This is a genomic window from Pontixanthobacter sp. (genome assembly GCF_049682855.1).
Taxonomy (GTDB): domain Bacteria; phylum Pseudomonadota; class Alphaproteobacteria; order Sphingomonadales; family Sphingomonadaceae; genus Pontixanthobacter.
Window position 1 is genome coordinate 53,658 of sequence record NZ_JBAUIK010000017.1, and the last position, 19,578, is coordinate 73,235.

Genomic DNA, 19,578 nt, shown 5'->3' on the forward strand with positions numbered 1-19,578 from the left:
TCGCGGCAAGCACGCCGATCACAGGATAGCAGCCGATGCGTGTTGATCTGTTCGATTTTGATCTGCCGCATGATCTGATTGCCCTGCGCCCGGTCAGTCCGCGCGATAGTGCCAGAATGCTGCTCGCATCGGGTGCAGAGGCATTGGCTGACCGGTGCGTTCTTGATTTGCCTGATCTGCTGAACCCCGGTGATATCCTGGTGTTTAACGACACCCGGGTTATCCCTGCGCAGCTGGAGGGGCGACGCGGTGAAGCCCGCATCGGTGCGACTTTGCACAAGCGGGTTGATCTGCGGCGCTGGCAGGCCTTTATCCGCAATGCCAAGAGACTAAAAATAGGCGACGAAATCGCTTTTGGCGGCGGTGTGAGCGCCGTTGCAGAGGCGCGTGGTGATGATGGCAGCTTCACCCTGTGCTTTGATGGGGATGAGCCGGTCGAAGTTCTGCTCGAACGGGCAGGGCGGATACCGTTACCCCCGTACATCGCTGGAAAACGTCCTGCGGATGAACAGGATAGACGGGACTATCAAACCGTTTTTGCGAAGGAGGACGGCGCCGTTGCCGCACCCACAGCGGCATTACATTTCACAGATCGCCTGATGGCGGCGCTGGATGCGAAGGGCATCATGCGCGAAACGCTGACGCTGCATGTCGGCGCGGGGACGTTTCTGCCGGTCAAGGCGGAGGATACGAACAATCATCATATGCATTCTGAATGGGGCCGGATTGATCCGTGCACTGCTGAGCGCATTAATGCCGCGCGTGCTGCTGGCGGGCGGGTCATATCAGTCGGGACCACCAGTCTACGCTTGCTGGAAAGCGCAGCGGATGAGAGCGGCACAGTGCAGCCGTTCGAGGGCGATACAGCCATTTTCATCACGCCTGGCTACCGCTTCAAAGCGGTCAACGGCCTGATGACCAATTTCCATCTGCCCAAATCGACCCTGATGATGCTGGTCAGTGCGCTTATGGGGGTGGACCGGATGAAAGCGGTCTACGCCCATGCGATTGCGCAAAAATACCGGTTTTACAGCTACGGCGATTCATCCCTGCTCATTCCTTAGCGCAGGAAACACTTGGCAGCCGCCATATTCTGCGCGAAGGCTGCCCCCATATGGAACCCATTCTACAGATCGCAGGTCTGACGAAGACTTACCCCGGCGGATTGACCGCACTGGATGATGTTCACCTCGATATACATAAAGGCGAGATATTTGCGCTGCTTGGGCCCAATGGTGCGGGTAAAACGACGCTGATTGGGGCGGTTTGTGGGCTGGTGCGGCCCAGCGGGGGTACGATCCGTGCATTTGGCGAGGATCTGTCGCGCAATTGGCGCGCTGCGCGAGCCAAAATTGGTCTTGTCCCGCAGGAACTTTCAACCGACATGTTCGAGGAGGTTGGCCGATCGGTCGCGTATTCGCGCGGTTTGTTCGGTTTGGCACCTGATCCTGCCCGGATGGAGGAGATCCTGCGATCGCTTAGCCTGTGGGACAAGCGTAAGGAACAAATCCGCGCATTGTCGGGCGGCATGAAGCGGCGGGTGCTGATTGCCAAGGCTCTTGCGCATGATCCGCAATTGCTGTTTTTGGATGAGCCAACCGCTGGCGTTGATGTCGAGCTGCGCCGCGATATGTGGAGGCTGATCGGCGCGATGCGGGAACGCGGCGTCACCATTATCCTGACGACCCATTATATTGAAGAAGCTGAAGAAATGGCCGACCGCGTTGGCGTGATCCGTCACGGCAAAATCCTGATGGTGGATGATAAGGCGGCGATGATGGCGCGCTTGGGCCGCACGGAAGCGGTGATTTCACTGCCCGTTTCGCTTGAAGACATACCCGTATCACTCGCCGGATACCCCGTCACGCTGTCCGGTAACGGAAAACAGCTGGTTTATCGCGGCGGGGATGGCAGCGGCAAGGGCAAGGCGGAAGTCGCCGCATTGACCAAGGCTCTCACGCTCGCGGGTATAGACTATGACGGGATTGATATACACGAATCCAGCCTGGAAGATATCTTCGTCGATCTGGTCGAACAGCGTAACGGAGGCACCGCATGATCGGCTTCAATATTCGCAGCATGTGGGCCATTTATACGCGCGAATTGATGCGGGCGATGCGCACGGCATTCCAATCGATCCTCGCGCCGGTTCTTACCACGTCGCTTTATTTCATCGTTTTTGGTGCAGCCATCGGGGAGCGAATGCCCGATCTTGGCGGCGTAGAATACGGCGCCTTCATTGTGCCGGGTCTATTGCTGCTGACATTGCTCAGCGAAAGCACATCCAATGCCAGTTTCGGCATTTATATGCCGCGCTTCACCGGTACAATTTACGAGCTATTGTCCGCGCCCGTGGGTGTTGCCGAAACGCTCGCCGGTTTCGTCGGGGCGGCGGCTACCAAATCGCTGATACTCGCCGCGATAATCCTCGCGACCGCCACTTTGTTTGTGGATTATTCCATTGCGCATCCGTTCCTGGCAATCGGCTATATTATGCTGGTCGCGGCGAGCTTCTCGCTATTTGGGTTTATTCTTGGCGTGTGGGCGGATAGCTTTGAAAAACTTGGCATCATCCCGCAGCTGTTTCTCTTGCCGCTGACATTTCTTGGCGGAACGTTTTACTCGATCGATATGCTACCCCAGCCGTGGGACACGATCGCGCTGTTTAATCCGATCGTGTATTTGGTAAGCGGGTTGCGCTGGACATTTTACGGCAGCTCGGACGTCAGTATCTGGGTGTCGTTCGCAATGACGACCGGGTTCCTGGTGCTGTGTGTGACCGTTATTGGCTATATTTTCAAAACTGGCTGGCGGCTAAGATCGTAACGGCAATGACGCATAGTGCTGCATCAAAATGCGCCATTGATGCGCATTTCATTCAGCTGCCGGAAAGCTGGCCGAGCGCATTGGCGCGATCGCGCCATAAGGCGTGTATTTTAGGACAATAATTGATGAAAAATTCCGTTCTATTGGCGAGTGCATTCGCTATCTGCATAACCGCCCCTTCAACCGCTTTTGCCCAGCAGGACGCAGCCAAAGCGCAGGTTATTATCGGCGGTTCTGCGGGCTATCACGATATTTCTGACGATGGCGCTGCCGCTGGCCTCGATAGCGGTGGTTTTATCTTCGGCGGAGTGGCCGGCGTCGATGTGCCGGTTGGTGAAAAGCTGTTTATCGGCGCCGAAGCCAATTATCACTTTGGCGAAGGTCTGATCGATAGCGAATACGGCATTGCCGCACGCGCAGGCTATCGCCTGGAAGGCGGCGCCAAGCTGTTTGTACGTGCTGGTTATCAGGAAGTCGATTTTGACCTTGGGGCGTTCGAAAATGCCGGGTTTGATGACACTGCTGGCGATTATCTTCTGGGCGCTGGTGCAGACTTGCCGCTGGGCGACGGGCCGCTGCAACTGCGCTTCAATGTCGATACGATCGCCTTTGATAGCGTTCGCGGGACCGCCGGGCTGGTACTGGCGTTTTAATTTGCGGTAAGCCGCACTTTACATATTTGGGCCGGATCCGCATGAACGATCCGGCCCATCATGGATGCAACAGGTCCCACACAATTTTGCCGGTCAAACCAAGCGACGCCGCAATCATCAGCGGGCGGATTAGTTTGGCACCGTGACGCATGGCAAAACGTGACCCGGCATATCCGCCCAGCATTGCGCCAACAGCCATTGTAATACCCAGCATCCAGACCATTTTTCCGCCAATGGCAAAAAGCAGCACTGCCGCCCAATTGCTGGTCGCATTGAGCAGCTTTGCATTACCTGTGGCCCGCGTCAGCCCATGTCCGCGCAAGCCCACCAGACTTGCGGTGAAAAACTGCCCCGTGCCAGGTCCGAAAAATCCATCATACAGCCCGATCGATCCAGCCACCGGCGCATACCCCTTGCGAGTGAGACGTTCCTGCGCGTCTTCATCATGCATTCGCGGAGACAGAATAACATAGGCGGCAAGGCCAATCAGGAAAACCGGCACGATATACCGCAAGATTCCCGCATCCACTTGCTGGACCAGAACCGCACCGAGCGCCGATGCGCCGAAAACCAATAGTACCAACGGCAAATTGCTACGGATATCGACAAAGCCGCCTTTCCAGTAATTCCAGCACGACACGCTGGTGCCAAATACCGATTGCAGTTTGTTGGTTCCGATGGCGAGATGTGGGGGAAGACCCGCTGCGAGCAGTGCTGGCATCATCACCAGCCCGCCGCCGCCCGCAATGGAATCAATAAAGCCGGTCAGGATCGCGACCCCGAACATTGTCAGCAGCAACCAAACCTCTGGCGTAAAACTCTCTATCATTATCCGATCACATGGTTCAACATTTGCCCGTCATGCCCCGTCCCGTTAAAGGCTGCAACCACATGACCGACACTGTCCAGCCCAGATTCTCATTTACCGTCAACGCCGCCGACGGAATGGCTCGCAGCGGTATCATCCAGATGCAGCGGGGGGACATCCGCACCCCAGCCTTTATGCCTGTGGGTACCGCCGCAACGGTTAAGGCGATGAAGCCCGAGACCGTTCGCAAAACCGGCGCGGATATTATCCTGTGCAATACGTATCATTTGATGCTCCGGCCCGGCGCGGAACGTATGGCGAAGCTGGGCGGGCTCCATCAATTCATGAATTGGGACCGGCCGATCCTGACAGATAGTGGCGGCTATCAGGTGATGAGCCTGTCGGAATTGCGCAAACTTACCGAGAAAGGCGTGGAGTTCCGCAGCCATCTGGACGGTTCCAAACACATGCTGACACCCGAACGGTCGATGGAAATCCAGCGATTACTCGGCTCCGATATCGTCATGGCATTTGATGAATGCCCGCGCGCCGACCAACCGCGTGATGTGATCGCCAGTTCAATGGAAATGTCGATGCGGTGGGCCAGACGAAGCCGTGCCGCCTTTGACTGTGGGACAGACCATGCCGCCCGCTCTGCGCTTTTCGGTATCCAGCAGGGGGCACTCGATGAAGAATTGCGCAAGCGCAGCGCCGAGGCGCTGATCGATATCGGATTTGACGGCTATGCGATTGGCGGCCTCGCTGTGGGCGAAGGGCAGGAGGCAATGTTCGCGACATTGGAATTTGCGCCCGGACAATTACCGGATGACCGGCCGCGATATCTGATGGGCGTGGGCAAACCTGACGATCTGGTCGGAGCGGTGGAGCGCGGCGTGGATATGTTTGATTGTGTGCTGCCAAGCCGGTCAGGACGCAATGGCCAGGCATTCACTTGGAACGGGCCAATCAATCTGCGCAATGCCCGCTTTGCCGAAGATACCGATCCGATAGATAACCGGTGCAGCTGCGAGTGTTGCTCGGCCTATAGCCGCGCCTATCTGCACCACCTGGTCAAATCACAAGAAATATTGGGCGCTATGCTGATGACCGAACATAATATCGCGTTTTACCAGCAACTGATGCAGGCCATGCGCGACGCAATCAGCGAAACCCGCTTTGCCGCCTTCGCCGCAGAATTTCACCGCAATTATATGAAAAAATAAACGCGCAGCATCGGCCAACGAAAAAGGGGCAGCCGATGCAGGCCGCCCCTTTTTATGACGTTGGTATAAACCCTAGCGCGAATAAAATTCGACCACCAGATTTGGTTCCATTGTAACCGGATACGGGACTTCGTCCAGCTTGGGCACTCGCGTATAGGTGACCTTGTCATTCCCATCCGGAGCAACATAATCGGGAATCTCCCGCTCTGGAAGGCTCTGCGCCTCGATGACTAGGGCCATTTCCTTCGCCTTGTCACTCAGGCTGATTTCATCGCCCACATTGATGCGGCGGCTGGCAATATTGCATTTGACACCGTTCACTTTAATGTGGCCGTGCGAAACGATCTGACGCGCTGCGAAGATCGTTGGCGCAAACTTGGCGCGGTACACGATCATATCAAGCCGGCGCTCAAGCAAACCGATCAGGTTCTGGCTTGTATCGCCCTTGATGCTGGATGCTTCTTTATAGGTGCTGCGGAACTGCTTCTCGGTCACGTCGCCATAATAGCCCTTGAGCTTCTGCTTGGCGCGGAGTTGCAGGCCATAATCGCTGACTTTGCTCTTGCGGCGCTGGCCGTGCTGGCCCGGTCCGTAAGAACGCTTGTTTACCGGGCTGTTTGGACGGCCCCAGATATTTTCGCCCATCCGGCGGTCAAGTTTATGCTTCGATGCCTTACGCTTCGACATAGTCGGTGCTCCATTTTGCTATCGCCGCGCCTCCAACTGCTGGAGTGCTAACGCTTTCACCCGGTATCGCTCCGTCAGACCAACCCGTCTAAAAACGGCATCTGGCGCGGCTGCCGCTTCACCGGGATGCGGAGCCAAAGTGCGAAGCGCGCGATTAGCAGGAATAATAGATACGTCAACCAAATCCGCCCTCGACAAAATACCTTCATCAAGCCAGAGCGCATGGGCGATGACTGATACTTCCAAAGCCCCCGAAAACTGCAACACAATGGCGGAGGTCCGTGCCGGTGTCGATGCGACCGATCTGGCGCTGATCAAACTGCTCGAAATTCGCTATGGCTATATGCGGGCTGCCGCGCGGATTAAGGAAACGCGCGGTGCGGTCCGGGATGAGGAGCGCAAGGCGTCGGTCATCGAGGCGGCGGCTGATGCAGCGCAGAATGCCGGCCTTCCGCATAGAGACATCGCGGAGATTTGGGACAGGCTGGTAGAAAGCTCGATCGCCTATGAGCTGATTGAGTGGGAGCGTATTCGGGGTTAGTCCCGGTCCGCTCTCGACAAAGCAGACAAGACACCGCGCAGCGTGCGGATTTCCAGGTGGTTCCAGCGCGGCTTGGTCAGCACATTACGCAATGTACGCCGAGTTGCCGCGCCGCGCGATGGCGGCAGGAAATAGCCCTTCGGTTCAAGCATTGCGCCCATATGATCGATCAATCCGTCAAGGTCTTTCTGGGGCGCGGGTGGGAGCCGGTTTTCGAGCGTCGGCTGCGACAATTGCTGCGTTTTTGACCACTCATAGGCGCACAGGATAACCGCCTGCGCCAAATTCAGCGAACCAAATCCGGGATTTATCGGCACTGTCAGAATTTTCCCTGCGATGGCAACGTCCTGGATATCCAGTCCCGAAGCCTCCCGCCCAAACAGAAACGCACTGCGCCCTGGGTGGGTCATGATTTCTCCTGCCGCTTCCTCCGGCGACACGACTGGTTTTTGATCGCCCCGCTTGCGCACGGTTGTTGCGTAAATATTGGTGCAGTCGGCCAATGCGTCGGCGGTCGTGGCAAATACCCGGGCCCTGTCCAGCACAATATCCGCACCTGCAGCCGAAGGGCCAGCACTGGGATTGGGCCACCCATCGCGCGGGGCAACCAGCCGCATTTCGGTCAGTCCGAAGTTCAGCATTGCACGCGCAGCCTTGCCGATATTCTCACCCAGTTGCGGGCGTACGAGCACGAATACTGGTGGTTCAGCTGTCACTGGAGCCTTGATCTCTATCGTCTGCGTCCTCCGACCCTGCAACCTCCTGAACCGAGCTGGCAAATTCCTCAAAATCGCGGGCTTCGCTGAAGTCGCGGTAGACGCTGGCGAAACGAATATACGCAACGCTGTCCAGCTGGCGCAAACCGTCCATCACTAGCTCCCCGAGCCGGGACGAGGGGACTTCGTTCTCACCTGCGGTTTCCACCTGACGCTGAATGCCTGAAATAAGCTGGTCGATACGTTCCTGCGATATATCGCGTTTGCGGCAGGCCAGCGACACGGATTGCTCGATCTTGCGCCGATCAAATGCTTCCCTGCGATCACCCGACTTGGAAATCGTGACCTCGCGCAGTTGCACCCGCTCAAATGTGGTGAAACGTGCGCCACAGCTGGAGCATTGTCGCCGCCGCCGGATGGATGCGTTATCCTCTGTCGGGCGGCTGTCCTTGACCTGACTGTCATCATGCGCGCAAAACGGGCACCGCATATGGTTTTATCGTCCCGGATATACAGGAAAGGCCGCGCAAAGCTGCGCAACTTTGCCGCGCACGGCGTCTTCCACCTCAGCATCACCGTCTGGCCCATTCTTAGATAGACCGTCAACGACTTGGGCAATAAGCACGCCGATCTGGCGAAATTCCGCCGGGCCAAACCCGCGTGTTGTTCCGGCCGGTGTGCCAAGACGAATACCGCTGGTCACAAACGGGCTGCGCGTATCGTAAGGAATGCCATTTTTGTTGCAGGTTAGCCATGCACGGTCGAGCGCCTTTTCAGCCGCCTTTCCGGTGACGTCCTTGGCTGTCAGATCGACCAGCATCGAATGGTTATCCGTGCCGCCCGAGACAATCCGCAGACCGTTTTCCTCAAGACTGGCAGCAAGTGCGCGTGCATTCTCGACTATGGCGGCAGCGTAGGTTTTGAACTCCGGACGCAGCGCCTCAAGGAAAGCTGTCGCTTTTGCAGCAACGACATGCATCAATGGTCCGCCCTGAAGGCCGGGGAATACCGCCATATTAAGCGGCTTGGTCAGCTCTTCATCGTTCCACAGAATAATTCCCGAACGCGGCCCGCGCAGACTTTTATGTGTGGTGCTGGTGACGATATCTGCATGCGGGAACGGGGAAGGGTGCGAACCCCCTGCCACCAGCCCGGAGATATGGCTCATATCGCACAGCAGATAAGCGCCGATTTCATCGGCGATTTCCCGGAAACGAGGGAAATCCCACGTCCGCGAATAGGCAGTACCGCCGCAGATAATCAGCTTCGGTCTGTGCTCGCGCGCAGTCGCGGCAACAGCATCCATATCGATCAGCTCTGCGCCCCTGGTTACGCCGTAACTGACAGGATTAAACCATTTACCCGACATGTTGACAGGTGAACCATGCGTCAGATGCCCACCCGAATTAAGATCGAGCCCCATAAATGTATCGCCAGGCTGGAGCAAAGCGAGAAAAACCGCCTGGTTCATCTGGCTACCGCTGTTGGGCTGCACATTGGCAAAGTTACAGCCGAACAGCTCCTTTGCACGGTCTATCGCCAGCGTTTCCACCACGTCGGCATAATCACAGCCGCCATAATAGCGTTTGCCCGGATATCCCTCTGCATATTTGTTGGTGAAAACCGATCCGGTTGCCTCGAGCACGGCCTTGCTGGCGATGTTTTCGCTCGCGATTAGCTCGATCTTGTCTTGCTGGCGGTTCAGCTCATCGCCGATGGCTGCGGCCACTTCCGGGTCAGCCTCCGCCAGACTGTCATGCCAGAAACGGTGCATGATGTCGGTAACAGTGTTTGGTGCTGTGCTCATGAGAAGTCTCGGTCGCCTGGAGGTTAAGGTATCGAAGGTTGGACTATTTCGGGTCGGATAATTTGTCGACACGCCGCTGATGACGGCCGCCAGCAAATTGGGTGTCTAGAAAGGATGTAACGCAGGCCTTGGCCATTTCGATCCCGGTTAGACGGGCGCCCATCGCCAGACAATTTGCATCATTATGTTCGCGCGCCAAGCCTGCCGATAGTGGCTCTGACACGAGTGCGCAGCGCAGGGCGGGGTTGCGGTTGACCGACATGGAGATGCCAATGCCCGACCCGCACAGGGCAATACCGCGTTCGGCTGAGCCATCCGCTACCACTGCGGCCAATTTATATCCATAATCTGGATAATCGACGCTCTCGCCCTCCGATGGCCCCAGATCGGCCACATCATGCCCGCTATCAATCAGCCAATCGCGCAATTCGGCTTTCAAATCTGTCGCGGCATGATCGGAAGCTATGGCAATGCGCATGTCAGGTCTCATTCAGTGAATCGCTGTCGCACTCTTAGGGGGTATAGGGACACCGCGCCACCGTGCCTATGCAATCATCCCCATCGTTGCTCGCCATTTGACTTGCGGTCAGCGCGCGCGCATCAAACCGGGCAAGGGGAGAATGTTCTATGGCGCGTTGGACCGCCGCACTGGCCGCCTTGCTCGGCGGTATAGTTCTGGCAATTTTGGGAACCACACCGCAACCGCCCAGATCGGACGGTAGCGATCCGGCCATATTCTCCGGCACGCGTCCGATGGCGCATGTCCGCGTCATTGCCGCCGAACCCCACCCGACAGGGTCTGCACAAAACGCCAGAGTTCGGGCCTATTTGATTGCCGAGATGCAGAAGTTGGGCATGGAAGTATCCACCACGACCGGCGCGGTTCCCAAGCGCAGCCTTGACCGGTTCGCCCATTGGAGCGGCACACGGCCCGATGCGCTTACTTTGACCAATGTGATCGGAATATTACCCGGTAGCGATCGCAGCCTGCCAGCGGTCGCCCTGATGGCGCATCACGACACTGTTTGGGAATCGCCCGGTGCGCCCGACGATACGGCGGGAATTGCGAGCGTTCTTGAGACGGTTCGTGCGATCAAAGCCGAGGGGCCGCTAACACGCGATGTAATCGCAATCATGACCGATGGGGAGGAGTTGGGCCTGCTCGGTGCGCGGCAGTTTTTTGGCGATGATGGGAAAGCCAACCCGATAAGTGACCGAATCGGTGCCATCATTAACCTGGAGGCGCGCGGCGGGGGCGGGCGGACCACCTTGTTTCAGACGTCAGCCCGGAATGGACAGGCTGTTGCGCTGTATTCCAGTGCGGTGGACCGCCCGGGCGGCTCGTCGCTGGCCACTTTCGTCTACGATGCGCTGCCCAACGACACCGATCTGACCCCGGCTTTGAAACGTGATTATGCCGCGTACAATCTCAGTTTTATCGGCCGTTCAGGATTGTATCATTCGCCCAAGGCGACGCCCGCCAATCTTGATCAGGGCGCGTTGCAGGATATGGGCGATCAAACGCTCGCCCTGACATGGGCTCTGGGCAACGCAGACGCGTTGCCGCAGCCGAGCCCGAACATCACATTCTTCGACATGTTCGGGATCATTCTGATCACATATGGTGCTGTTACCGGATGGGTTTTGTTCGCGGTCATGGCGGCGCTGCATATTTACTGTCTGCGTAGCAATAGCGGCGGGCTACCCGGGGCATTGCGCAGTCTTGGGGCTAGCGCAGCAGTGATACTGGGTGGCGGTCTGCTTCTATATGGGCTGAATGTAATATCTGGCGCAGCGAGCAGCGAAAGCGATTATTATGACCGGCTCGCCGCCATCCCGATGTTGACCGGCCAGGCATTGCTTATTTGTATCGCCGCCTTGGCCGCCACGGCGCCTCTTTGGGCGGGCCGAAGTGGCAGCATTGTCGGTGTGCTCATCGCGCTTGTTTTGCAAATATACGCGCCCGTCACATCCTATATAACCGTCTGGCCATTTTTGCTGAGCGGTATCGCAGGCGCATTGGACGCGCGGTTTAGTGGGCGCTGGGTAGAGGGCGTAAAAGCCGTATGCGGCGCATTATCATTAGGCTTCGTGCTGCAATATGGTTTTCAACTGATGCAGGGCGTGGGGCCCGACGTGCCGTGGGTAACGGCGGTTTTGGCCGCCTTGATGGTGCCAATGCTGGGGGCCATGATCCCGCCTGTCAGCCGTAAACCAGCCTTCACGCTAGCGGCCATCTGTCTGGCCGGTGCGAGCGCGATTGCATTATGGGTAAGGCTTGACCCGGTGGCGGATACCGTTGCCGCCTATGAATCGATGAAGGGATAGCGAGGAGAACCTTACGCGATGCGCCAAATGGGCAGCAGGTGTGAAGATGCGCCTAAGGCACTTCTTGAGCGGCGCAGTAAACAACCTGTTCCTCCATAAGAGGCGGCATGGAATCCCATACTACTTCCACTGACTCGTTCAGTGTGTTTAGCGCCTTCGTCTGTTATCCAATCGGCCATAGCAATATTGGCCTGTTCCACCATCTGGTCGCTTGCAGAGAAGAAAATTGCTTCTCTGGTATCAATTAGAAAGCTGGCACCCAATATTTCACGAGCCGGTAAAACCGTTCCAAAGCGCCTGTATCTGCCTCAACGGCAACCGAGCTATCGTCCTGTGCGATGGCTGCGCTGCCTCCCCAGCGGCAGTGCCGCAAACAGCAACGCTGACGCAGATAATGGGTTGGACATCACTGATCCAAGAAGCTCCGCATTTTGCGGCTGCGGCTTGGATGCTTCAGCTTACGCAGTGCTTTCGCCTCAATCTGACGGATACGTTCGCGCGTGACCGAAAATTGCTGGCCAACTTCCTCCAGAGTGTGGTCGGTGTTCATACCGATGCCGAACCGCATCCGCAGAACGCGTTCCTCACGCGGGGTGAGCGACGCCAGAACCCGGGTCACCGTCTCTTTCAAATTGGCCTGAATGGCGGCATCGACGGGAATAATAGCGTTTTTATCCTCGATGAAATCACCAAGGTGCGAATCTTCCTCATCACCAATCGGCGTTTCGAGACTGATCGGTTCCTTGGCGATTTTCATCACCTTGCGAACTTTCTCCAGCGGCATGGAAAGGCGCTCGGCCATTTCTTCCGGTGTCGGCTCACGGCCTTGCTCGTGCAGGAACTGGCGCGAGGTACGGACCAGCTTGTTGATCGTTTCGATCATGTGGACCGGAATACGGATGGTCCGCGCCTGATCGGCAATTGAGCGCGTAATCGCCTGACGAATCCACCAGGTTGCGTACGTACTGAATTTATAACCGCGGCGATATTCAAACTTGTCCACCGCTTTCATCAGGCCGATATTACCTTCTTGGATTAGATCAAGGAATTGCAGGCCGCGATTGGTGTATTTCTTGGCGATGGAAATCACGAGACGCAAATTCGCCTCGACCATTTCCTTTTTTGCGATACGTGCTTCGCGCTCGCCCTTTTGCACCATATTCACGATGCGGCGAAACTCTGGCAGGCTCATGCCGGTCTGGCTGGCAATGTCCGCGATTTCGGCCCGGATACGGTCGACGGCGTCGGCTTCCTTCTCCGCGAAGGCAGCCCATTTCTTGTCCTTCTTAACCCGGTCAGCAAGCCAATTATCGTCCAGCTCATTACCGATATAGGCATCGAGGAAATCAATCCGCTTGACCTTGTGACGCTCCGCAAGACGCAGCATCTGTCCGCCCAGAGCCGTCAGTCGGCGGTTGAACGCATAAAGGTTATCCACCAAGAATTCGATCTTGGTCGCATGGAATTGAACGCTTTCCACTTGCGCGGTCAGATCTTCGCGAAGGCTTTCATATTTCTTCTCTTTGGCCGCCGCAAATTCGCCGCCACCGCCCATAATATCGACACGCTCTGCCTGCAGCTTCTCGAACTTTTTGAACATGCTGGTGATGCGGGCGAACGTCTCGAGCGCCTCCGGCTTCAGAGTGGCTTCCATCTGGGCGAGGGACAGGGTGTTGTCTTCCTCCTCATCATCATCTTTTTTGGAAGACCCCTCTTCGCCGTCTTCATCTTCATCATCCGAATCATCATCGGAATCGTCGTCATCGTCGCGAATATCGACACCGGCGGTTTCTTCTGAAATCTCGCCATCATCGTCTTCGTTCTCTTCCTCCATCTTATCGACCGGAGGCTCTTTTGAAAGCATCGCATCAAGATCAAGAATCTCGCGCAGTTGCATTTCTTCTGCATTCAACGCCTCGGACCAGTGAATGATCGCGTGGAATGTAATCGGGCTCTCGCACAGGCCGATGATCATCGTGTCACGGCCCGCTTCGATCCGCTTGGCAATGGCGATCTCGCCTTCACGGCTGAGCAATTCCACTGCACCCATCTCACGCAGATACATGCGTACCGGATCATCGGTTCGCTCGCCAGCGGCCAGCTTCTTTGGTGCTGCTGCGGGTTTCTTGGCGTCTTTTGCGCCAACGGTGATTTCTTCGACTTCGGCTTCCTGCTCCTGCTCAGCCTCAGCCTCTTCGTCATTCTCGACGATATTGACGCCCATTTCGGATATCGCAGACATTACATCTTCGATCTGATCGGTGTTCATCTGATCCTGGGGCAGTGCCGCGTTTAGCTCGTCATAGGTCAGATAGCCCTTACGCTTGGCCTTGGTGAGAAGCTTTTTCACCGATGCCTCGTTAAGGTCGATCAGTGGTGCATCTTCTTTTTCATTCTTCGCCTTGGAAGCCATAAAACTGTATCAGTCCGTTTCTATGTCGCCATCATCCATTTGTATGGAGTGACAATCTCAATCACGTTTCGAGTCGCTCAGCGCGCGGCGCGGCCCGATCAATGCTCATTTGCCTGAATCGCCGTTCAAATTCCAGCTTTCGTTTAAGCAACCGTTGTTGCTTCGCGATAAGCGCCACTTGGAACGGTCTTAAACCGCTTTGTCGCCGCATACAGAGCAGCTGCAAAAGCAGGCCTTCAGACCCGTAGCGATACAGTCCCGGCCAAATCACTCATAGCAGCTTGCGGATCGATACCTTCACAAAGGAAGGAGAAACGGGTTTCATCCGGCGCTTGAGAACAGCCTTCGCATCCCAATATGGGGCGCATGGTGCCGGGATCAAGCATTTGGGCGGATGCGGCGGCCAATATCGCAAGTTTTATGCTATAAGGTGATTGAGTTCCGCCTCCAATTCTGTGGCCTGTGTAAGAAGTCTTTGCTGGAGCTGCCATGCACCATCAGACAAATCTCTGCCGCACATGGCATTTGCCTTCGCCAATTCCCTGCGGACGCGGGGGATGCCGGAATAGAGGTTCAGCGCCTTATGCAAAGAGTGCAGGGCAATTTGGCTGTCATCAGCGTCCCGTACAAATGGAAAATTGAGGTGATCCCAATCATCCAGCACGGGTAATACATGGCCGTTTCTTCGCAAAATGTCAGGCCATTCAATCAATGGAATGTCCGGCTCATCAAGAAGATTATCAATGATGAAAACAATCCTCTCGTCCACATGTGTATCTTCGATTTCCAGAATATTCTCCGCGTGCGGCCGTATCGCTGCGGGGTACCGCAGTAATCCCGCAACAATAGCGGCGCCTAGCCGGCGGTAGAGATACAATTCCCGGTTTTTTAAGGTTATAGCCACTTCGGGCTCGGCGCCGTCTGCAGATTGGCTGTTAAACCTGTCTGACTGGGCGTTACCGAAACGCCCATAGACGACATTCGGTTTGAACTTTGGCCGAGGGGGGAAAGCGAAGGCAGAAAAGCGTTCGAGCAATTCGCGGCGATATAGCGCCTTAATATCCTGATCCTGGATCGTATCAATGTGCGCAGTGAGGCGCGCCTTTAATCCGGCCTTGTCCTCCGGCGAACTGAGCGGCTGTGCGTCCCGTTCAAAAATCCACAGCGTTTCGAGCAAGCTGTCAGCCTCATCCAGCAGCGCATCCATTGCGGCGCGGCCTTGCTGTTGCAGCAGATCATCCGGATCGAGCCCTGCTGGCAAGCGAGCAATCCGCAGCGAATGGGCGGGCCGCAGCATGGGCAGAGCCCGCGAAATCGCCCGCATCGCCGCGCGCTGTCCAGCAGCGTCTCCGTCAAAACACAGGACCGGCGTGTCGACCAATCGCCATAACATCTCGATCTGGGTTTCAGTCAGGGCCGTTCCCATTGGCGCGACCGCATCGTCTATGCCGGCATTGGCAAGAGCAATCACATCCATATACCCCTCGACCACGACGACCCGGTTGGTTTGCCGCGATGCCGGGCTGGCGCGGTGAAGATTATAAAGATTGCGCCCCTTGTCGAATAAGGGCGTGTCGGGGGAATTGAGATATTTGGCCGCTTTGGCGTCTTTGTCCAAAATGCGCCCGCCAAAGGCGATAACCCGCCCGCGCGCATCCTGGATGGGCAGCATCAACCGCGCGCGAAAGCGGTCATATTGCGCGCCATCATCGGCCGAAATCCGCATGCCCGATTCCACCAGCATCGTGTCATCGAAACCAGACAAGGCGCGTTTCAGGGCACCCCGATCATCGGGCGCGAAGCCAAAACCGAACTCGCGCATTATCTCCGGTTTGAACCCGCGTTTTTTCAGATAGGTTAGTGCATCCGCGCCGTCGGCGGAGCGTAGATTGTCCTCGAACCAGCTTTGCGCTGCCTCCATGACGTCATTCAGGCCCGCCCGCTGCTCTGCCTTCTGCGCGGCGACCGGATCAGGCGCGGGAACGTCCATTCCCGCTTCCGCCGCCAGTTCCTTCACCGCATCCATAAATTGCATGCCGCGCTGATCTGTCATCCAGCGGATTGCATCACCATGCGCTCCGCAGCCGAAGCAGTGATAAAAACCCTTCTGGTCGCTGACCGTGAAGCTGGGGGATTTTTCATCATGGAACGGGCAGCAGGCCTTCCACTCATGTCCGGCCTTCTGGAGCTTGGTCGTGCGCATAATAACGCTCGAAAGCGTCACCCGAGCGCGCAGCTCGTCCAGCCATTGGGGACTCAAAGCCATAACCGGTTTGACTAGGTCAAAATGTCAAGTTTGCCCACAGTTTTTCTGGATTTTGGCCGAATGAAATAGCAGCCAGACAAGCACGCGACATCAGGTGAGCGCCGCTTTCACCAGGGCGCTCGCCTTGCTCATATCCAGCTGCGCACCGTGGCGCGATTTCAGTTCGGCCATGACTTTGCCCATGTCCTTTGGACCCTCCGCGCCCAGATCTGTTTTTACCGCCTCAATCGCAGCCATTGTGGCCGCTTCATCCATTTGCTGCGGCAGATATTCTTCGATCACTGCCAGCTCGGCCCTTTCCTTCTCGGCGAGTTCGGTGCGTCCGCCATCTTCGAACATGGTGATCGATTCGCGGCGCTGCTTGGCCATTTTTTGCAGGACCTCAATCACCATCGCTTCGTCATCTATGTCCTTTGATGACGTGCGCAATTCAATATCACGATCCTTTATCTTCGCGCCGATCAGCCGGAGCGTGGCCGTGCGGTCCTTGTCGCCTGCTTTCATGGATGTAACTGTAGCGGATTTGATGGTGTCGCGAAGCATGAATGAGTGTCCTGATTGTCGGTTTGCATGGGGTAAAGCAAGTTATGCACGCAAAGCTGGTGATGCATTCGTAATAACGCAATATTTGGCTCCTGCACAGCTTGACGGGGCGGAGGGTAGCCTATAGCCGCCATGTCTTAGCAACATCGCCGCAATTTTTGTTATCGGAGCGCCACTATGGCCCACGCCGCCACCACTCCTGCGCAGCCAAAAAAAGCGACCGGTGTCTGCGTTTTGGCGGATGGAACGGTGATCTGGGGCCGGGGTTTTGGCGCAGTGGGCGATGCGGTGGGGGAAATTTGCTTCAACACCAGCATGACCGGCTATCAGGAAGTTTTGACCGACCCATCCTACGCCGCGCAAATCGTCACCTTCACATTCCCCCATATCGGCAATGTCGGCGCGAATGTCGAGGATGCAGAAGGCAAGGTCGAAAGCGCAGTGGGCTGCATCGTGCGCGAAGCGGTTACGCCGCCCGCCAATTTCCGCAGCGAGCAAAGCTTTGAAGGGTGGATGGCGGCCAATGGCAAGATCGGCCTTTCGGGTATTGATACTCGCGCATTAACGCGCCGTATCCGCATGTCGGGCGCACCCAATGCGGTGATCGCTTACTCGCCAGAGGGGCAGTTTGATATTCCCGCCTTGCTCAAACGCGCGCAGGAATGGGCCGGGATTGAGGGTATGGACCTCGCCCAGCGGGTTTCGCGTGATGGTCAGGAAAACTGGGAGGGCGGCTATTGGACGCTCGGCGCTGGCTATGGCCGCGCGGCGCGTGATGCGACTCCGCACGTCGTCGCGATAGATTACGGCGCGAAGGACAATATCTTCCGCAATCTGGTAAGGGCGGGCGCAAGAGTGACCGTGGTCCCGGCGAAGACATCTTTCGATGACATCATGGCGCTGAAGCCTGACGGTGTGTTCCTGTCCAATGGACCGGGCGATCCGGCGGCGACTGGGGCCTATGCGGTGCCGGTGATCAAGCGCCTCTTAGAAATTGACGTGCCGCTGTTCGGGATATGTCTGGGCCACCAGATGCTCGCGATTGCAGCGGGCGCAAAGACCACCAAAATGCACCAAGGCCATCGCGGCGCAAACCATCCGGTCCAACGCGTGGGCGAGGGGTGGGGTGAGACTTCGGGGCTGGTAGAGATCACCAGCATGAACCACGGCTTTGCGGTCGATGGTGACACTCTGCCCGAAGGCGTCGAGCAAACGCATGTCAGCTTGTTTGATGGTTCGAATTGCGGGATTGCGGTGACGGGGAAGCGTGCGTTCGGGGTGCAATATCACCCAGAGGCATCGCCGGGCCCGCAGGACAGCTTCTATCTGTTTGAGAAGTTTGTTGGAGGCTTGGGGTGATAGTCGATCTCAAAGACTATCTAGTCGCTGCAATATTGCTGGATATAACTCAGAAAAGTCAATCTGGGTTTGCGAGGGTCTTCGATGTCGATGATTTTCGGGATGAATTCGAGCGGGTTTACAGTGTAAATGTACCTCTACCTTTGCTTTCTGCTTCTGTTTCCAAACTCGTCGAGATGGATGGTGGACGGGTTGTCTCTGACCCTTTTACCAGAGATTATATCTACCTCGACCCTAGAAAGTGTGAGGCACTTTTTATGGAGTCTGAAGACAAACCCGAAACGGTTGTCGGAAGAGCGTTTTTGATTGGATCGAAGTTTATTGAAGAAGCCCTCTTACAAATCATGGAACTAACTGAAGCGAACTTGCTTGCTGAGTTTTATGATTTTGAAGAGCCAGATAGATTCGTCGAGATTGACCATCAGAACGACCAAAAAGTCGAAGCTATCAACGATACTTTTGATGAATTACAGAAGCTGCTTGAGACAAATAACGAAAGCGCAATCGCCCTTGGCAACGACCTTGAACTAGCGAAACAAGAAATTACTGCTCTTCGAGTAAGGTGGAGCAGCACAAAAGTTCGGGCTTCAGCTTTTGTGAACCAAGCTCAGCAATCGCTGGTCTGGCTCGCGCGTGAGGCTGGTAAAACAGTGGTTAGTCAAACAGCCAAACAACTTTATGACCTCATAGTGGATTTCTTTTTCTAATGCCCAAACGTACTGACATTTCCTCCATCCTCGTCATAGGCGCTGGCCCGATCATTATCGGGCAGGCGTGCGAGTTTGATTATTCGGGCACGCAGGCGATTAAGGCGCTGAAGGAGGAGGGCTACCGCGTCATCCTCGTCAATTCCAACCCGGCCACGATCATGACCGATCCGGAATTTGCAGATGCGACCTATATTGAGCCGATCACGCCTGAGATTGTCGCCAAGATCATTGAGAAAGAGCGCCCCGATGCGGTGCTGCCGACGATGGGCGGGCAGACGGCGCTGAACTGCGCACTAAGCCTGGAAAAGATGGGCGTGCTGGAGAAATTCGGTGTGCAGATGATCGGCGCCGATGCTGAGGCGATTGACAAGGCCGAAGACCGCCAGAAATTCCGCGATGCGATGGACAAGATCGGGCTGGAAAGTGCACGCAGCGGGGTGGCGCATAATCTGGCCGAGGCGCAGGAAATTCTTGAACGGACGGGCCTGCCCAGCATTATCCGACCCAGCTTCACCCTGGGCGGAACCGGCGGCGGGATCGCCTATAATAAGGCGGAATTTGAAAAGATCGTGAAAGATGGTCTCGACGCATCGCCCACCACCGAAGTTCTGATTGAGGAATCGCTGCTCGGCTGGAAAGAATATGAGATGGAGGTTGTCCGCGACCGCAAGGACAATTGCATCATCATCTGCTCGATC

At 56.3% G+C, this 19,578-nt stretch carries 18 protein-coding genes and 1 pseudogene; 10 read left to right on the forward strand and 9 right to left on the reverse strand.

All coding sequences use genetic code 11. The features are described from left to right. Nucleotides 1-35 precede the first annotated feature (35 nt). The 4 genes from queA to WA922_RS11460 all read left to right on the forward strand — a co-directional run bounded on the left by queA (nucleotide 36) and on the right by WA922_RS11460 (nucleotide 3,479). Nucleotides 36-1,064, forward strand: coding sequence for a tRNA preQ1(34) S-adenosylmethionine ribosyltransferase-isomerase QueA (gene queA / locus WA922_RS11445; protein ID WP_424771838.1), 1,029 nt, complete (start codon nucleotides 36-38; stop codon nucleotides 1,062-1,064). Between the two features lie 50 nt (nucleotides 1,065-1,114). Next, a complete protein-coding gene (locus WA922_RS11450) occupies nucleotides 1,115-2,059 on the forward strand; it encodes an ABC transporter ATP-binding protein (RefSeq protein WP_424771839.1) in 945 nt (314 codons plus the stop codon). Then, nucleotides 2,056-2,826 (forward strand): ABC transporter permease, encoded by a 771-nt coding sequence (locus WA922_RS11455; protein ID WP_424771840.1) that lies wholly within the window; start codon nucleotides 2,056-2,058, stop codon nucleotides 2,824-2,826. The genes WA922_RS11450 and WA922_RS11455 overlap by 4 nt, the downstream gene beginning before the upstream one ends. Before the next feature lie 125 nt (nucleotides 2,827-2,951). Then, complete coding sequence (locus tag WA922_RS11460; RefSeq protein ID WP_424771841.1) at nucleotides 2,952-3,479, forward strand: outer membrane beta-barrel protein; 528 nt, start codon at nucleotides 2,952-2,954, stop codon at nucleotides 3,477-3,479. Between the two features lie 58 nt (nucleotides 3,480-3,537). On the opposite strand, the gene WA922_RS11465 is transcribed toward WA922_RS11460, so the two are convergent. Beyond that, nucleotides 3,538-4,308 (reverse strand): TSUP family transporter, encoded by a 771-nt coding sequence (locus WA922_RS11465; protein ID WP_424771842.1) that lies wholly within the window; start codon nucleotides 4,306-4,308, stop codon nucleotides 3,538-3,540. A 62-nt stretch (nucleotides 4,309-4,370) separates the two neighbouring features. On the opposite strand from WA922_RS11465, the gene tgt reads away from it, so the two are divergent. After that, nucleotides 4,371-5,510 carry a tRNA guanosine(34) transglycosylase Tgt gene (gene tgt, locus WA922_RS11470; RefSeq protein WP_424771843.1) on the forward strand — a complete coding sequence of 380 codons (1,140 nt, stop codon included), beginning with the start codon at nucleotides 4,371-4,373 and terminating at the stop codon, nucleotides 5,508-5,510. A gap of 72 nt (nucleotides 5,511-5,582) precedes the next feature. Here tgt and rpsD read toward each other — a convergent pair whose 3' ends face one another. Beyond that, a complete protein-coding gene (rpsD, locus tag WA922_RS11475) occupies nucleotides 5,583-6,197 on the reverse strand; it encodes a 30S ribosomal protein S4 (protein ID WP_424771844.1) in 615 nt (204 codons plus the stop codon). Nucleotides 6,198-6,426: 229 nt separating this feature from the next. Here rpsD and WA922_RS11480 point away from each other — a divergent pair, with 229 nt between their 5' ends. Further along, nucleotides 6,427-6,738, forward strand: coding sequence for a chorismate mutase (locus WA922_RS11480; RefSeq protein WP_424771845.1), 312 nt, complete (start codon nucleotides 6,427-6,429; stop codon nucleotides 6,736-6,738). Here the strand turns inward: WA922_RS11480 and WA922_RS11485 are convergent. Genes WA922_RS11485 through rpiB form a run of 4 tightly spaced genes read right to left on the reverse strand, consistent with a single transcriptional unit; the run spans nucleotide 6,735 to nucleotide 9,739 of the window. Beyond that, complete coding sequence (locus WA922_RS11485) at nucleotides 6,735-7,454, reverse strand: RNA methyltransferase (protein ID WP_424771846.1); 720 nt, start codon at nucleotides 7,452-7,454, stop codon at nucleotides 6,735-6,737. The two genes, WA922_RS11480 and WA922_RS11485, sit on opposite strands and share 4 nt — an antisense overlap. Then, the gene (gene nrdR, locus WA922_RS11490) at nucleotides 7,444-7,944 is read right to left on the reverse strand and encodes a transcriptional regulator NrdR (protein WP_424771847.1); all 501 of its coding nucleotides are present in this window, start codon (nucleotides 7,942-7,944) and stop codon (nucleotides 7,444-7,446) included. The genes WA922_RS11485 and nrdR overlap by 11 nt, the downstream gene beginning before the upstream one ends. A 6-nt stretch (nucleotides 7,945-7,950) precedes the next feature. Then, a complete protein-coding gene (gene glyA / locus WA922_RS11495) occupies nucleotides 7,951-9,261 on the reverse strand; it encodes a serine hydroxymethyltransferase (protein ID WP_424771848.1) in 1,311 nt (436 codons plus the stop codon). A gap of 43 nt (nucleotides 9,262-9,304) precedes the next feature. Further along, a complete protein-coding gene (rpiB, locus tag WA922_RS11500) occupies nucleotides 9,305-9,739 on the reverse strand; it encodes a ribose 5-phosphate isomerase B (RefSeq protein ID WP_424771849.1) in 435 nt (144 codons plus the stop codon). A gap of 149 nt (nucleotides 9,740-9,888) precedes the next feature. Between rpiB and WA922_RS11505 the strand changes: the two genes are divergently transcribed. Then, nucleotides 9,889-11,589, forward strand: coding sequence for a M28 family peptidase (locus tag WA922_RS11505; protein WP_424771850.1), 1,701 nt, complete (start codon nucleotides 9,889-9,891; stop codon nucleotides 11,587-11,589). A 406-nt stretch (nucleotides 11,590-11,995) separates the two neighbouring features. Here WA922_RS11505 and rpoD read toward each other — a convergent pair whose 3' ends face one another. From rpoD to WA922_RS11520, 3 genes are all read right to left on the reverse strand, one after another. Continuing rightward, on the reverse strand, nucleotides 11,996-14,002 hold the full coding sequence (gene rpoD, locus WA922_RS11510; RefSeq protein ID WP_424771851.1) for an RNA polymerase sigma factor RpoD: 2,007 nt from the start codon (nucleotides 14,000-14,002) through the stop codon (nucleotides 11,996-11,998). 418 nt (nucleotides 14,003-14,420) lie between these two features. Then, a complete protein-coding gene (dnaG, locus tag WA922_RS11515) occupies nucleotides 14,421-16,268 on the reverse strand; it encodes a DNA primase (RefSeq protein ID WP_424771852.1) in 1,848 nt (615 codons plus the stop codon). 90 nt (nucleotides 16,269-16,358) lie between these two features. Then, the gene (locus WA922_RS11520; protein ID WP_424771853.1) at nucleotides 16,359-16,811 is read right to left on the reverse strand and encodes a GatB/YqeY domain-containing protein; all 453 of its coding nucleotides are present in this window, start codon (nucleotides 16,809-16,811) and stop codon (nucleotides 16,359-16,361) included. Between the two features lie 177 nt (nucleotides 16,812-16,988). Between WA922_RS11520 and carA the strand changes: the two genes are divergently transcribed. The 3 genes and pseudogenes from carA to WA922_RS11535 form a co-directional block, all read left to right on the forward strand. Beyond that, nucleotides 16,989-18,170 carry a glutamine-hydrolyzing carbamoyl-phosphate synthase small subunit gene (gene carA / locus WA922_RS11525; protein ID WP_424771854.1) on the forward strand — a complete coding sequence of 394 codons (1,182 nt, stop codon included), beginning with the start codon at nucleotides 16,989-16,991 and terminating at the stop codon, nucleotides 18,168-18,170. Continuing rightward, on the forward strand, nucleotides 18,167-18,877 hold the full coding sequence (locus WA922_RS11530) for a hypothetical protein (protein WP_424771855.1): 711 nt from the start codon (nucleotides 18,167-18,169) through the stop codon (nucleotides 18,875-18,877). The genes carA and WA922_RS11530 overlap by 4 nt, the downstream gene beginning before the upstream one ends. Continuing rightward, nucleotides 18,877-19,578: pseudogene (locus tag WA922_RS11535) on the forward strand (carbamoyl-phosphate synthase large subunit); the annotation flags it as partial. The gene WA922_RS11530 and the pseudogene WA922_RS11535, both read left to right, overlap by 1 nt.

Bases quoted from the DNA above. Each gene is read 5' to 3' on its own strand.
- WA922_RS11480 (WP_424771845.1), top strand. From the start codon at position 6,427: ATGACTGATACTTCCAAAGCCCCCGAAAACTGCAACACAATGGCGGAG.
- nrdR (WP_424771847.1), bottom strand. From the start codon at position 7,944: ATGCGGTGCCCGTTTTGCGCGCATGATGACAGTCAGGTCAAGGACAGC.
- WA922_RS11450 (WP_424771839.1), top strand. From the start codon at position 1,115: ATGGAACCCATTCTACAGATCGCAGGTCTGACGAAGACTTACCCCGGC.
- rpsD (WP_424771844.1), bottom strand. From the start codon at position 6,197: ATGTCGAAGCGTAAGGCATCGAAGCATAAACTTGACCGCCGGATGGGC.
- WA922_RS11460 (WP_424771841.1), top strand. From the start codon at position 2,952: ATGAAAAATTCCGTTCTATTGGCGAGTGCATTCGCTATCTGCATAACC.
- WA922_RS11505 (WP_424771850.1), top strand. From the start codon at position 9,889: ATGGCGCGTTGGACCGCCGCACTGGCCGCCTTGCTCGGCGGTATAGTT.
- tgt (WP_424771843.1), top strand. From the start codon at position 4,371: ATGACCGACACTGTCCAGCCCAGATTCTCATTTACCGTCAACGCCGCC.
- dnaG (WP_424771852.1), bottom strand. From the start codon at position 16,268: ATGGCTTTGAGTCCCCAATGGCTGGACGAGCTGCGCGCTCGGGTGACG.
- glyA (WP_424771848.1), bottom strand. From the start codon at position 9,261: ATGAGCACAGCACCAAACACTGTTACCGACATCATGCACCGTTTCTGG.
- rpoD (WP_424771851.1), bottom strand. From the start codon at position 14,002: ATGGCTTCCAAGGCGAAGAATGAAAAAGAAGATGCACCACTGATCGAC.
- rpiB (WP_424771849.1), bottom strand. From the start codon at position 9,739: ATGCGCATTGCCATAGCTTCCGATCATGCCGCGACAGATTTGAAAGCC.
- queA (WP_424771838.1), top strand. From the start codon at position 36: ATGCGTGTTGATCTGTTCGATTTTGATCTGCCGCATGATCTGATTGCC.
- WA922_RS11465 (WP_424771842.1), bottom strand. From the start codon at position 4,308: ATGATAGAGAGTTTTACGCCAGAGGTTTGGTTGCTGCTGACAATGTTC.
- WA922_RS11520 (WP_424771853.1), bottom strand. From the start codon at position 16,811: ATGCTTCGCGACACCATCAAATCCGCTACAGTTACATCCATGAAAGCA.
- carA (WP_424771854.1), top strand. From the start codon at position 16,989: ATGGCCCACGCCGCCACCACTCCTGCGCAGCCAAAAAAAGCGACCGGT.
- WA922_RS11455 (WP_424771840.1), top strand. From the start codon at position 2,056: ATGATCGGCTTCAATATTCGCAGCATGTGGGCCATTTATACGCGCGAA.